This window comes from Pontibacter fetidus (assembly GCF_010119545.1).
In the GTDB taxonomy this organism is placed as follows: Bacteria; Bacteroidota; Bacteroidia; order Cytophagales; family Hymenobacteraceae; genus Pontibacter; species Pontibacter fetidus.
This window is the reverse complement of the sequence record NZ_JAAEAA010000011.1, coordinates 88,610-101,706: the sequence shown is the minus strand read 5'-3', so window position 1 is coordinate 101,706 and position 13,097 is coordinate 88,610. Positions and strand designations below refer to the sequence as shown.

At 46.0% G+C, this 13,097-nt stretch carries 14 protein-coding genes; 5 read left to right on the top strand and 9 right to left on the bottom strand.

Annotated features, from left to right (window positions below):
* Positions 1-4 precede the first annotated feature (4 nt).
* The gene (locus GWO68_RS10170; protein WP_162346331.1) at positions 5-817 is read left to right on the top strand and encodes a 3'-5' exonuclease; all 813 of its coding nucleotides are present in this window, start codon (positions 5-7) and stop codon (positions 815-817) included.
* Positions 818-1,679: 862 nt separating this feature from the next.
* Here the strand turns inward: GWO68_RS10170 and GWO68_RS10165 are convergent.
* The 9 genes from GWO68_RS10165 to GWO68_RS10125 all read right to left on the bottom strand — a co-directional run bounded on the left by GWO68_RS10165 (position 1,680) and on the right by GWO68_RS10125 (position 9,749).
* Complete coding sequence (locus GWO68_RS10165; RefSeq protein ID WP_162346330.1) at positions 1,680-2,132, bottom strand: hypothetical protein; 453 nt, start codon at positions 2,130-2,132, stop codon at positions 1,680-1,682.
* Between the two features lie 12 nt (positions 2,133-2,144).
* Positions 2,145-2,585: a hypothetical protein gene (locus tag GWO68_RS10160; protein WP_162346329.1), complete on the bottom strand. Its 441-nt coding sequence runs from the start codon at positions 2,583-2,585 to the stop codon at positions 2,145-2,147.
* A 34-nt stretch (positions 2,586-2,619) separates the two neighbouring features.
* Entirely contained in the window at positions 2,620-3,159 is a 540-nt protein-coding gene (locus GWO68_RS10155) for an RNA polymerase sigma factor (RefSeq protein WP_162346328.1), read from the bottom strand.
* A gap of 88 nt (positions 3,160-3,247) precedes the next feature.
* Positions 3,248-4,207, bottom strand: coding sequence for a transketolase family protein (locus GWO68_RS10150; protein ID WP_162346327.1), 960 nt, complete (start codon positions 4,205-4,207; stop codon positions 3,248-3,250).
* 63 nt (positions 4,208-4,270) lie between these two features.
* Positions 4,271-5,665, bottom strand: coding sequence for a vWA domain-containing protein (locus tag GWO68_RS10145; protein WP_162346326.1), 1,395 nt, complete (start codon positions 5,663-5,665; stop codon positions 4,271-4,273).
* A gap of 45 nt (positions 5,666-5,710) precedes the next feature.
* Positions 5,711-6,568 (bottom strand): transketolase, encoded by an 858-nt coding sequence (locus tag GWO68_RS10140; RefSeq protein WP_162346325.1) that lies wholly within the window; start codon positions 6,566-6,568, stop codon positions 5,711-5,713.
* Between the two features lie 135 nt (positions 6,569-6,703).
* On the bottom strand, positions 6,704-7,153 hold the full coding sequence (bcp, locus tag GWO68_RS10135; protein WP_162346324.1) for a thioredoxin-dependent thiol peroxidase: 450 nt from the start codon (positions 7,151-7,153) through the stop codon (positions 6,704-6,706).
* A gap of 93 nt (positions 7,154-7,246) precedes the next feature.
* The gene (locus tag GWO68_RS17940; RefSeq protein ID WP_317164512.1) at positions 7,247-9,151 is read right to left on the bottom strand and encodes a M23 family metallopeptidase; all 1,905 of its coding nucleotides are present in this window, start codon (positions 9,149-9,151) and stop codon (positions 7,247-7,249) included.
* The gene (locus GWO68_RS10125) at positions 9,138-9,749 is read right to left on the bottom strand and encodes a fumarylacetoacetate hydrolase family protein (RefSeq protein ID WP_162346322.1); all 612 of its coding nucleotides are present in this window, start codon (positions 9,747-9,749) and stop codon (positions 9,138-9,140) included. Before GWO68_RS10125 ends, GWO68_RS17940 begins: the two co-directional genes overlap by 14 nt.
* Positions 9,750-10,118: 369 nt before the next feature.
* Between GWO68_RS10125 and GWO68_RS10120 the strand changes: the two genes are divergently transcribed.
* From GWO68_RS10120 to GWO68_RS10105, 4 genes are all read left to right on the top strand, one after another.
* Positions 10,119-10,913, top strand: coding sequence for a M48 family metallopeptidase (locus GWO68_RS10120; protein ID WP_162346321.1), 795 nt, complete (start codon positions 10,119-10,121; stop codon positions 10,911-10,913).
* A 32-nt stretch (positions 10,914-10,945) separates the two neighbouring features.
* The gene (locus tag GWO68_RS10115) at positions 10,946-11,590 is read left to right on the top strand and encodes a hypothetical protein (RefSeq protein ID WP_162346320.1); all 645 of its coding nucleotides are present in this window, start codon (positions 10,946-10,948) and stop codon (positions 11,588-11,590) included.
* Between the two features lie 167 nt (positions 11,591-11,757).
* Complete coding sequence (locus GWO68_RS10110; protein ID WP_162346319.1) at positions 11,758-12,366, top strand: GNAT family N-acetyltransferase; 609 nt, start codon at positions 11,758-11,760, stop codon at positions 12,364-12,366.
* Positions 12,367-12,373: 7 nt separating this feature from the next.
* Complete coding sequence (locus tag GWO68_RS10105; RefSeq protein ID WP_162346318.1) at positions 12,374-13,054, top strand: pseudouridine synthase; 681 nt, start codon at positions 12,374-12,376, stop codon at positions 13,052-13,054.
* The last annotated feature ends 43 nt before the right edge of the window (positions 13,055-13,097 follow it).

Below are 13,097 nucleotides of genomic sequence, written 5' to 3'. Positions count from 1 at the left end.
CTTTATGAAACTGAACCTGAAACGCCCTATCGTATTTTTCGACCTTGAAACCACAGGCACCGACATCAGCAAAGACCGCATTGTTGAAATAAGTGTGCTGAAAGTAATGCCTGACGGCGAAGAGATCCTGAAAACCCGCAAGATCAACCCGACCATTCCGATACCACTGGAGTCGAGTCTGATACACAAGATCTACGATGAGGACGTGAAGGACTGTCCTACGTTTGCACAAGTTGCCAAAAACCTTGACCAGTTCATGAAGGGTTGCGACTTGGGTGGCTATAACCTGATCAGGTTCGATATTCCGTTGCTGGCCGAGGAATTTCTGCGTGCCAGCATAGACTTCGACCTGGACAACCGCCATGTAGTAGATGCTTGCCGCATATTCCATATGATGGAGCAACGCACCTTATCTGCCGCTTACAAATACTACTGCGACAAAACCCTGGAAAACGCCCACAGTGCCGAAGCCGATACGGTTGCAACCTACCATATTTTAATGGCCCAGCTGGACCGTTACCAGAATACTCCAATTGAGATAACAGAAGGCATTGAAGAGTATCCTGTACAGAACGACATAGCACAGCTGCACAAGTTTACGTTTCAGAAGACCGCTGACCTTGCCGGAAGGATAACTTATAATAATGCCGGCCAGGAGGTATTTAACTTTGGCAAACACAAGAACGCTATAGTTGAAGAAGTGCTGCAAAAAGAACCAACCTACTACGACTGGATGATGAAAGGTGACTTCCCGTTGTATACGAAGAAGATTTTGACCCGCATTAGGTTGAGAAGTATGCAAAGCAGCGTTTCGTAAGGTTTATATAGTTTTAAAAAGCTACAAAAGCTCTTCTGTCATTTGGTTGATGGGAGAGCTTTTTGTTTTATAGTTCGTGTTATCCAACCACCCTTGCCCTCTCCCGGAACAAGTCCGGGATCTGTGACTTGTCTAAGGAGGGGAGCTTTGCTTACCACTTTATATGTCATCCTGGAAGGATCTTGTGAGAAGATGCGTTAAGCCTTTGCTATAACACACCCCTTCCCCCTCAAGAGGGGAATTTTTGCTATAGCTATAGTTAGGTTTGTAGTTTCATAGTTGCCATTTCACCTCACCCCAGCCCTCTCCTAAAAACAGGAGAGGGAGTTTTTCTGCTATTAGTATAATTGAAAGGATAGCTTTATAGTCACAGCCTATCCAGGGACAGGTCGCGACCTGTCCCTACGGAAGTATAGCTATGATCAAAGTCGAAGCTTTCCGGTTCAAACTATAGTTTAGCGGTCAATAGCAGAAAGATCACAATCTTTGAGCTGAGCGCCTTGTAGATTTCTGGTGCCGTGAGGCATTTCGAGGAACGAGAAAAAGAAATGTACACCGCGCGATGCCCAAAGATCCCAGATCCCGGACTTGATTCGGGACGGGGTCTCCCTTAAAGAGGGCCCCTACCCCCGCCGTGAGGGCACCAAAGTATAAAATGAAACTGTAGGTGGATAAAGCTCCTAGGATTACAGGAAGTATGTAAGGGTAGCTTGGTTTGAGGAAGTAGAAATCTCAACTATAAGACAAATAAGATTTCTCGACTGCGCTCGAAATGACATAAGAGATTTAAGATACTATTATAAAAACAAAAGGCATCGCTCGTAAGCGACGCCCAATGCCATTCAACTTAGCCAAAAAATCTTTATCTGGATGCGCGGTTATTATCCAGGCGCTTAAGTAACATTTTAGTAAAATCGCGTTCGGCACGGTATAGTTTGATCAACTGCTTATTAGAAATTACACGAACGTATTTTGCTGCGTATTCCTGCTCCAACGCTAATTCTCTTTCGCGGGTGTTAAACATACCTTCAATGCGGGCTTTGGCTTCCTGTTCAGAAAGTTCATCAACATCCTGTCTGTAACCACTTCGGTACGATTTTAAGAGCTCACGGCGCTTCGTTTCATATTCGTTATAAATCGGCCAGAATTTCTGAGACTGCTCTGTGGTCAGGTCCATTTTATCGGTCAGGTAAGCAATCTTAGCAGACTCTACACGCTCGCGGCGCTCCTGCGATGACAGGTTATCCTGGGCAAAAGCGGAGTTTGCCGCAAAAGTCAGCGCACAGAAAAACAGTAAGAAAATAAAACGCTTCATGGTATGGGTGAATTAGTAATCAGTATCTCGTAGGTGATAATATTCAAGTTCTTCTTCAGCAGCTTTAGAGCTTACATTCAAAAACTCAGAAGGTAGCTCCTGCTGTTGTATCGCATTAAGTTCGGCAAGGTCAGCGCTTTCCAGAGTAGCGTAGGCACTCAGGTAATCTACAATTTCAGAATCATTTACAGCGGCCAGGTTAATTGCCTGTTGCTCTGGTTGTGATTTTAAACTTACATAAAACACGCCCACAAAAAGTAACAGCAATACAAAAGGCGCTATAGCTATCTGCAACTGCTGCCATAGTTTTACCGGCAACCATTGCTGTTGTGGCTCAGTGGCGGTCCGTTCCATAATGCGCATCGGCAGCCTGTCGAAGTAATCTTCGGGTACCTGGTACACATTGTGCTTTGGCAGGTCGTTAAGGGTAATATTTTTATGCTTGTTGTTCATTTCTAAGGGTTAGATAGCGTTAACCTCCAATAGTTTAATCCTGCTTCAGAAATTCTTCAATTTTTTTTACGGCCAGGTGATACGATGCCTTTAACGCGCCTACCGACGTACCCAGAATCTCTGATATTTCTTCATACTTCAGTTCGTCGTAATACTTCATGTTAAATACCAGTCGTTGCTTGTCAGGCAGTTTCAGTAAGGCTTTCTGTAGTTTGAGTTGTATCTCGTCGCCGGAGATATCGGCAGATGAATCTATTTTTTCGGCCAACTCGGCGGCAACATCATTTATAGGTAAAAAGAACTTGCGTTTTTTGCTTGACAGGAAGGTAAGGCACTCGTTGGTGGCAATACGGTAGAGCCAGGTATAAAGCTGCGCATCCTGCCTGAAATTTTCCAGGTTCTTCCATACTTTCAGGAACACTTCCTGGGTAAGGTCGTCGGCGTCTTCATGGTCGATTACCATCTTGCGGATGTGCCAGTATATTTTCTGCTGGTACTTGCGCACAAGTTGGTTAAAAGCCAGGTTTCGGCTGTCAGGGTTAGCGAACTTCTCTAATATTTCTTTGTCTTCCACTGTACAGTGTGGCGGTGATTCTTTTTAAAACAGAACAGGCTGCACTTTTAAAGTACAGCCTGTTAAATATAGTCAGATTATCGCTAACCTATTTATTTTTTCTGCTGATAGCGCGCTCTACGGCAGCTACAATGTCATTCTCCGTCAGGCCATACTTTTCCATCAGTTGGTCTGGTGTACCCGACTCACCGAAGGTATCATTTACAGCCACATACTCCTGAGGAACAGGTGAGTTAGAGATAAGCACTTGTGCTACGGCATCACCTAGACCACCAAAGCGGTTGTGCTCTTCGGCAGTTACCACGCAACCCGTTTTAGCAGCTGATTTAAGTATAGCTTCTGCGTCGATTGGTTTTATAGTATGGATGTTGATGATCTCCGCGTTGATACCTTTTTCTGCCAGAATGTGACCAGCAAGTATAGCCTTCCAAACCAGGTGGCCTGTCGCGAATATACTTACATCGGTACCTTCGTTCAGCATCAGGGCTTTTCCTATTTCGAATTTCTGGTCTGCTGGGGTAAAGTTAGGAATAACTGGACGGCCGAAACGCAGGTAAACCGGGCCTTCGTGATCCGCAATAGCTATAGTTGCTGCTTTGGTCTGGTTATAGTCGCAAGGGTTGATTACGGTCATGTGTGGCAGCATGCGCATCATACCCAGGTCTTCCAGAATCTGGTGCGTGGCACCGTCTTCACCCAATGTCAAGCCAGCATGCGAAGCGCATATTTTCACGTTTTTGCCAGAGTAAGCTACAGACTGACGGATCTGATCGTACACGCGACCTGTAGAGAAGTTAGCAAACGTACCTGTAAACGGAATTTTACCGCCAATGGTCATACCGGCAGCAAGGCCGATCATGTTGGCTTCGGCTATACCTACCTGGAAGAAACGCTCCGGAAACTCTTTCTGGAAGGCATCCATTTTAAGCGAACCGGTAAGGTCGGCGCACAGGCCAACTACATTTGGGTTGGTGCGGCCAAGTTCCAGCAAACCAGCTCCAAAGCCAGAACGTGTGTCTTTTTTCTCTGTGTATGGAAAATCTTTCATTGTATACTGTTATCTCTTAAAGGTCAGAAGTTGTTGGCTATACTTTATAGTTTAACCTGCTTATTATCTGTTAAAAATCTTTACGTTTGTAGTTGCCCCGGACCGTATCTCAAAATTCTGCACATCGGTAAACTTACTCGACTGCGCCGTTTTCATGCGATACACCAGTTTATATTTTCCGGGTTGCAAGGGTACTGTTACTTTGCTATTATTTTCAGGTATGTTGCAGAGCCAGCGTTGTTCACCGTTATCATCCAACATATAGATACTGCCATAGCCCTGCATCTGCGATGTAATAGCCAGCTGGCCGGGTACAGGTATAGTTATGGTTTTGGTCTGTCCTTGTTTCAGTTCTACATCCTTAAGATAAACGCGCGGCATGCTTAGCACTTCCAGGTCGTAGGTACCCACCAGGTATTTATGCTTCTCGCCAAAGGTTTGCACGTTCAGGGTTCGCATTTCACCTTGTGCCCTGACTATAGTTTGTAGCTGGCCGTACGGCGATGGCCCATCCTGGCGCAAGTATAAAATACCCTGCGGCGCTTTTACTTTGATGACGTTATGCCTGCCCGGTTTTATAGTTATGTTGCGATCAACCACAACCGGAGTGGTGTTCACTACCAGGTCGTAAGGCATTAGCGCATCAATTTCCAGCATGTCGGGCTTGCCTTTATCGTTCAGGTAATGCACAAAGTTATACTCAGGCAACCCTGTCAGGGAGTTCAGGAAAGTCATGTTCACGTTGGTTTCTATCGGGCGTCCATTTTCATCCTGCAGTTCTACGCTAACCGTTGTTTCGCTCAGGGTTTGGGTTACGATCTCGGTGAGCACGTTCTCAAACGTTTTTACATCGGCAGCATTAAAATACTGGCCAATACAGTTGAGCTGTTTCTCGTACTCCGCATCAATGCCAATCCCAATTACAAAAGGACGTAAAAAGATACGCTTCCTCTGCAAGGCAAGCGATACCGCACATGGGTCGCCGTTACAAGACTCGATACCATCCGTTATCAGAATCACCACGTTACGTGCCCGCGGGTCATCCGGAAAATCCTTTGCGGTTTGCTCCAGCGAGTACGTTATCGGTGTGTTGCCACGTGGGATGATCTGATCCAGCTTTGTTTTAACATTTGCAGCATTATTTTCCGCAAACGGTACTTCCAGCTTGGTATCCTTGCAGTCGTTGCGTTCGCGGCCGTGCTGGTGCCCGTAGGCCCGTAAAGCTACTTCTACATTCTCGAAGCGGTCCAGTGAATCTACCAGTTCAGCCAGCAGGTTTTTAGCTACGCTCATGCGGTCGCTGTTCTCCCATTTGGCCATCATACTACCAGAGGCATCCAGCAGAAACAGGATGCGTGTTTTAGGCTTCGGCTTTTTATCCTGGGCAACGGCGGGGCCAGCTATTGCCAAAATCAGCAATAACATTACTACCCCTACCCTTTTAAACCAGAATGCCATAACCGCACGAAGTATAGAACTGAATGTATACCTGAAAACTATAGCTTAGTAATCCGATGCGTGTTTTACCATCAGCTGCTGCAGGGCAATTTCCAGCTGCTCGTCGTTTGGTGCTACGCCATGCCATTTGTGCGACCCCATCATAAAGTCAACACCATAGCCCATTTCCGTATGCATCAGTAACATAACCGGCTTACCTTTGCCAGTAGCAGCTTTTGCTTCGTCCAGGGCAGGCAATAAAGTCTCGAATTGATTTCCATTAGCCTCCAGCACGTGCCAGCCAAACGCTTCAAATTTCTTACGCAAATCACCAAGGCCCATTACTTCTTCCGTAGAGCCATCAATCTGCTGACCGTTTAGATCTATAGTTGCGATCAGGTTATCTACTTTGTGGTGCGCGGCATACATGGCAGCTTCCCAAACCTGGCCTTCTTCCACTTCACCATCACCCATCAGCACATACACCAGGCTGTTATCCTTGTTCAGTTTTTTAACCTGTGCAGCACCAGTAGCTACCGATAAACCCTGGCCTAGTGAACCTGACGCCACGCGTATACCTTCCAGACCTTCTTCTGTAGCCGGGTGGCCCTGTAACCTGGAGTTCAGTTTGCGGAATGTTGCCAGCTCTTTTACATCAAAGAAACCAGCACGTGCCAGCGTGCTGTACCAAACCGGGGAAATGTGCCCGTTAGATAAAAAGAACAGGTCTTCGCCCTGGCCATCCATGTTAAACTTCGGGCTGTAGTTCATCACTTTAAAGTATAGCGACACGAAATAATCGGTACAGCCAAGCGAACCGCCCGGGTGGCCGGAGTTTACAGCATGCACCATGCGCACGATGTCGCGACGTACCTGTGCTGCAATGTCCTTCAGCTCTTCAATGCTTTTGTTGTGTGGATTCACGGTATTAATGGTTGATTGATAAATTGTTTTATTGTTGCTTTCCGCTCTAACTATAAACTATAGTTCAGGGCAGGTTATGCTGTTCAAAGATACAAAAAAGCGCAGCCACTTTTGGAGTAGCTGCGCCCGTTAGGTTTACTTCAGAATCTGCCCGGTGTGGTCGGCGGTCTTTACTTTGGTGATGATATCCTGTATCACCCCGTTTTCGTCGATCACGAAAGTATAGCGCATCGTGCCCATATACTTCCGGCCGTACATCGATTTTTCCTGCCACACGCCGTACTGCTCTACTATCTGTTTCTCAGTGTCGGCTATCAGTGTAAAGGGCAGCTCATACTTACTGATAAACTTCTGATGCGATTTTTCGCTGTCTATACTTACGCCAATTACTTCGTAGCCTTCTTTTTGCAGGTCGCTATAGTTGTCGCGGAGGTTGCAGGCCTGGGCAGTACAGCCACTGGTATCGTCTTTCGGGTAAAAGTATAAGATCACTTTCTTGCCGCGGTAGTCGCTCAGCTTAACCGTATTTCCGTTCTGGTCTTTGCCTTCAAACTCCGGGGCCTTATCGCCGATGTTCAGTGTCATAGTTAATTTTGATATTTAGACTTTGTGACAAAAGCCAAAGGACCTCTCATTTTTCCTGAAATAGTCTTTTGTCCTTTATCAAACGGTCCTTTGTCAGATTTTGGTAGTGTAAATGGCTTCGTTTCCGGCAATGTCTTTTACCTTCAGAATCACTTCACCTGACAAAGGTACACTTTTATCGAGTTTTTCAGAGTAAATCAGCGCCTCTTTGTGCTCATATTTCATCAGTATCCACTGGCCGTTTACCCATGCATTAAACGACTGTATCCCTGACAGATCATCGCCGATCTTGAACCGGATCTGGGCAGGACTTTTACCGAGCAGTTTTATAGTTGGGGCTTTAGTATCCTGCATTACTTTAAACTTACCCATGTTTTTAGTGCTGAACGTAATGGCGTTTCCATTCCATTTTCCACCTGTAAAACCGCGTCCGTTGCCTAAACCCAGGAAGTATACTGCTGCTTTAGACAGATCTATACCTGTGGTGTCTACTTTTATAGTTACGTTTATGGCTTTGTGCAGCGGGGTATAAAAATCACCGATGGTTACCACGTCGCTATTTTTGCTTGTGTTTAAGTATAGTGTGTCGTAAAGCGATTCTTTGCCAAAATCAATGCTCAGGTAGTCGTTTTTATAGTTGACATCCACACCCGGCGGAATCATTTTTTCATAGGTAAAGCTCTTACCTACATTACAAAAACCTATCGAGTCGGGCATACCGGCACGCAGATCATACAAAGCTACCGATGCAGAATTAGCCATATAGCTTGGCACCAGGTCGAAGAGCTTGCCACTTACAAACAACTCTACATTGCGCGGGGTGCTGCTGGTATCGGTTGCGCTTACTTTCAGTATGTTGCCGATGATCTCATAGTTCATATCCGGCTTTTTTACTGCTTTGGCAAGTGTTTGGGTAAACACCGGTTTCTGGCCTTTCACTATAAAGCTGAGCGTGGTGGCATTATTATAAGTATCCTTGGCAACCAGCTTTACCTGGTATGTAGAGTCCGGATGCACATTAAAGCGGCCTTGTTTTCCATTGGCTTTGTAAAGCGGCAGGTCGTTGCCATAGTCTACAAATGCTTTCTGGAAGGTACGGCCATTGCGCTTATACATATAATAGTTAATGTGCTGCGATACCTGCCGCGACAACTCAAACGGCACCTGCTCAATCTCGTGGTTATAGATCGGTTTGTCGTTGACATACAGCGTTACTTCCTGGGTGCCATTTTGGTTTGTTGTTCCATCATAGCGGTCAGTTGTCTGTATCTCTAACCCGATCAGGCCATTGGCAAAAACCGTATCGGCTATGCTATAGTTGGTACCTACTTTTTTAGTCCTGTACTCGGCCCTATCGAATACATTATTGATGCGCGCATGAATGTTAAGCGGCAATATGCCCAGGCTGAAGATATCCGGTGGTGTGGTATCAATAATCTCAGCAAACTTATACTTCAGCGGGTTATACAGCCTGTCCTGGGCATCACGAATTTCAAAGTGCAAATGCGGGCCACCCGAGCCGCCTGTGTTACCGGATAAGCCAATAATATCGCCACGTTTTACCGGAAACTGGTCCTTATCAAAGAATAACTCCAGCTCAAAGGTCTGCTTCTCGTATTGTTTTTGCAGGATATGCGTGCCCAATGGGTCGCCAAACTTTTGCAAATGCGCATAAGTAGTCGTCAGCCCGTTTGGGTGTGTAATGTAAATAATGTTGCCATACCCATACGTAGATTGCTTTACCCTGGAAATATACCCATCGGCAGCCGCATACACATTCAGGCCTTCGCGCTGGTCGGTTTTAATATCCAAACCGCCATGGAAGTGGTTGGAACGTATCTCGCCCATACTCCCCGAAAGGTAATTTCGCTCGCCGGGCTTAATCGGGAACAGGAAATAACCGGGCGTAGGGGTGTAAGGCGGGTTATACTGGGCTGCCAGGTCCAGGGTGCTAAGTACGGCAAGTATAAAAAGCGGAAATATTTTATTTAACTTCAAAATCAAGCAGTTTTCTGTCTTCAACATAGCCTTCTAATCTGTCGCCAATTTTAACCGGGCCTACGCCTTCCGGGGTACCTGTAAATATAATGTCGCCTGTTTTAAGCGTAATAAAACGGGAAATGTAAGCAATGATGTCGTCGAAGTCGTTCATCATCAGCTGTGAGTTTCCTTTCTGCTTTGTCTCGCCGTTCACATCCAGTTTAAAGTTGATGTTCTTCAGGTCTGGGAACTGGTTTAAAGGGATAAACTCGGAAACCGGGGCCGATCCGTTAAAGCCTTTAGCCAGCGTCCAGGGCAGGCCTTTTGCTTTGGCTTTGCTTTGCAGGTCGCGGGCGGTAAAATCTATACCCAACCCAATGGCATCGTAGTATTTATGCGCAAACTTTTTCTCGATGTTCTTTCCTTCGCGGCAAATACGAAGTATAAGCTCCACTTCATGATGGATGTCGTTGCTATACTCCGGGTAATAAAAAGGCTCGTTGTTGCGAAGTATGGCTGTGTCGGGTTTAAAAAAGATGACAGGTTCGTCGGGTACTTCGTTCTTCAGTTCAGCTATATGGTCGGCGTAATTACGCCCGATGGCTAAGATTTTCATGTGGTGCGGAATAGATGTAAAGGGTTCTGTATTCCAAAAATAACGTTTCTAACGAATTGTACAGAAAAAAGTGATGAATTTATTGTGAACGCAGCAGCTATAGTTGCTTATAGGTACTAACTATCGCTTAAAGGCTTACCTGCGTACAGGTTTTACATTTCAGCATTGCACAACTATTGCCTGTATCCGAAACGTATAAATGTGCAGGTAATTGTCTTTTGGCGGGAGTACCTGATAATGAGAACATAACAGCTTACCCCGCAACTATATAGCAATTTCTGAATTTAATTAACGTTGGTTACACGGGCTATTCCTATTTTTGGTTCAAAATTTGAACTTGCGTTTGATAGCCATTAAAATTTAAAGATTATGTACAAGAAAATTATAGCCTTTACAGCAGCTGTATATATGATGGCTGCCTGTACTACGGTGCCGATCACGGGCCGCCGTCAATTAAACCTCGTATCTGATGCGCAAATGCAGTCGCTGAGCTACGATGCGTATGATCAGTTCTTAAAAGAGCACAAACTATCCAGAGATGCACAGTCTACAGCCATGGTAAAACGTGCCGGCCAGAAAATACAAAGAGCCGTGGAGCAGTATATGGCTCAGAATAACTTATCTGCTGAGCTGGAGGGTTTTCAGTGGGAATTTAACCTGATAGAAGACAAACAAGTGAACGCCTGGGCTATGGCTGGCGGAAAAACCGTAGTTTATACCGGAATTTTACCAGTTGCACAAAACGAAACAGGGCTTGCTGTCGTAATGGGGCATGAGATTGCGCACGCTATTGCCAAACACGGTAACGAACGCATGAGCCAGGCATTGGCACAGCAGTTTGGCGGCCAAACCCTATCGGCGCTGGCAGGTGCACAACCGGGTACAGCTCAGAATTTAGTGATGGCTGTTTATGGGGTGGGCTCGCAGCTGGGTATGCTAAAGTATGGCCGAACCCAAGAAACAGAAGCTGACAGATTAGGCTTGATATTTATGGCTATGGCTGGTTATAACCCGGAAGCTGCTATACCGTTCTGGGAACGAATGGAAGCCAAAGCAGGCGGACAGGCACCTCCAGAGTTTTTATCAACTCACCCAAGTGCCGGTACGCGTCTGAACAACCTGAAAAGCTTTATACCTGAAGCAAAGAAATATTACAGAAAATAACGCTTATAAACGTATCCACAACCTAACCCTCTATGTCTAAAATCACCCTTATGCGCCGTTGGCTGGTTATGCCGAGCAGCGCCCTGCTGGTAGTCTTATTTGCTATCGTGCTCCTTACAACAGGAGCCTGTACCCGCCGCGAGGCCTTCCCGGAAGAAAGTGAAGATCCGGATGAAGTAGCAGCAGACTCTGCAGCATACGACGGGCAATTACTGGCGCAGGTGGTTTTTGACAGTATAGATTACATTGTACCCACGCAAGACCTGATGCAGCCTTTTATTAAGGAGTTTGGCGACGGTACTGTGGTGGACAAAGTGATGATACGAAAGGTGCAGGAAACGAAGCAGGACAAAGCAGGTTACTACCTGGTAGGCATGGGCATACGCAACGGATCTTACCGCGCCATGGCCCTGCAACTGGATGTGACTTCGGATAACAGCTTATACCTAAGCAGCCAGAGTGATAAGTTTATTTGCGGTGCAACGGCCGGCTGTAGTTTCTGTTATTTTACCTTTTCGGGTAGCCAGATAACAGGTTGTGAATGCGAAAGCCGCGCGCCCGGTAACATGTGTGAACAGAAATCGAGTACGACCAACCAGCTGCTGAAAAATACACGTCTCCGGAATATGCGTGAGGGCGAATCGCGAAACCTGCATCGACTCGGTGTTTCGAACTAACTATAGCAGGGCTGCCAGTTTTGGTAGCCCTGTTTTGTTTTCAGAACATACTTCTATAGTTCACATTTAATTATTACTTAACATAACAAGCACACTTTTACAAACTATAGCCATGTAGCAACAAATAACAGTATATTTGTATAACTCCTACCCTACCCGGATACACTATGAAAAAACAGGCATTAATTCCTTCTCAGATATTTCTGGAAACAGAACGGCTATACCTGCGCGAGCTGAGCCCAGAAGTTTACAAACACCTGTTTACTACCTGCAACAGTTCCCGCATTGCCGAATACCTGGGCCTGAGTACCAGTAAAGATGTGGAAATAGAGTGCGAGAAGTATAACCAGGGCATGACCACGTACTTTTCAACTTTCCTGAGTTTTCATATACTGGATAAGCAAAGCGGCAGGGTTTTAGGGAAATGTGGCTACCATACCTGGGTGCCAACGCATCGCCGCGCCGAAATTGGCTACGAGCTTTACGCTGACGAAGACAAGAACAAAGGCTACATGACTGAAGCCCTGGGCGCTATACTTGCTTATGGTTTTGAGCAAATGAACCTGCATCGTATTGAGGCCTATATTGCAGCCTATAACGTGCCATCGGCAAAGTTGCTGAAACGCTTTGGCTTTACCGAAGAGGGCAACGCCCGCGGGCATTATGTAGTAGATGGCATTAACGAAGACTCGCTGTTTTTATCATTGTTGCAGCCGGAGTATGAGCAGCTGAAAAGCTCCTGGGTTGTAAAAGATCAGGCAATCCATAACGTATAGTTACCCATTGAAATACATTATCCTAAACAAACCTTACGAGGTACTTACCCAGTTTACCGACGAAACCGGCCGGGCCACACTGAAAGATTACGTAAAAATCCCGAACATTTACCCGGTGGGTCGCCTGGATTATGACAGCGAAGGAATGGTGTTGCTTACTGATGACAAGACCTTACAACACCGCTTATCTGACCCCAAATTTAAGATAGAGAAAACCTACTGGGTGCAGGTAGATGGATTGCCAACCGAAGAAGCGTTAGAAGAATTGCGACAAGGCATAATTATAAAAGGGATTAGAACCGCTCCGGCCAAAGCCCGGATCTTAGAACCTGAACCGAATGTCTGGGAGCGCTCCACTCCTATCCGGTTCCGGAAAGAGATACCTGCTACGTGGGTGGAAGTAAAAATATCGCAGGGCATGAACCGGCAGGTGCGCCGCATGACAGCTGCTGTGGGCTACCCAACTTTGCGCCTTATCCGCCCCAGTATAGGTCCGTTAACTATAGGCGACCTGCAACCCGGCGAGTACCGCGAACTAACCGCTGATGAAATAAGTAAGTTAAAAAGCCTGACAGCCGGTAGCATTTCCAAAACTCCAGCAAAAGCAAAAAGCAAAGGTGGCCGCCATTACGATAGTCGCCAGAACTCCAGCCGACCGAGGCCTTCTAAATCAAAAGATGATTTTTAGGAATTAACAGGTTGTAAGTTTTCAAAACCAAGAATATTGTCAT

Coding starts and splice junctions, on each gene's coding strand:
- GWO68_RS10150 (WP_162346327.1), bottom strand. CDS start 4,207: ATGAAAGATTTTCCATACACAGAGAAAAAAGACACACGTTCTGGCTTT.
- GWO68_RS10145 (WP_162346326.1), bottom strand. CDS start 5,665: ATGGCATTCTGGTTTAAAAGGGTAGGGGTAGTAATGTTATTGCTGATT.
- GWO68_RS10125 (WP_162346322.1), bottom strand. CDS start 9,749: ATGAAAATCTTAGCCATCGGGCGTAATTACGCCGACCATATAGCTGAA.
- bcp (WP_162346324.1), bottom strand. CDS start 7,153: ATGACACTGAACATCGGCGATAAGGCCCCGGAGTTTGAAGGCAAAGAC.
- GWO68_RS10165 (WP_162346330.1), bottom strand. CDS start 2,132: ATGAAGCGTTTTATTTTCTTACTGTTTTTCTGTGCGCTGACTTTTGCG.
- GWO68_RS10115 (WP_162346320.1), top strand. CDS start 10,946: ATGTCTAAAATCACCCTTATGCGCCGTTGGCTGGTTATGCCGAGCAGC.
- GWO68_RS10110 (WP_162346319.1), top strand. CDS start 11,758: ATGAAAAAACAGGCATTAATTCCTTCTCAGATATTTCTGGAAACAGAA.
- GWO68_RS10170 (WP_162346331.1), top strand. CDS start 5: ATGAAACTGAACCTGAAACGCCCTATCGTATTTTTCGACCTTGAAACC.
- GWO68_RS10160 (WP_162346329.1), bottom strand. CDS start 2,585: ATGAACAACAAGCATAAAAATATTACCCTTAACGACCTGCCAAAGCAC.
- GWO68_RS10120 (WP_162346321.1), top strand. CDS start 10,119: ATGTACAAGAAAATTATAGCCTTTACAGCAGCTGTATATATGATGGCT.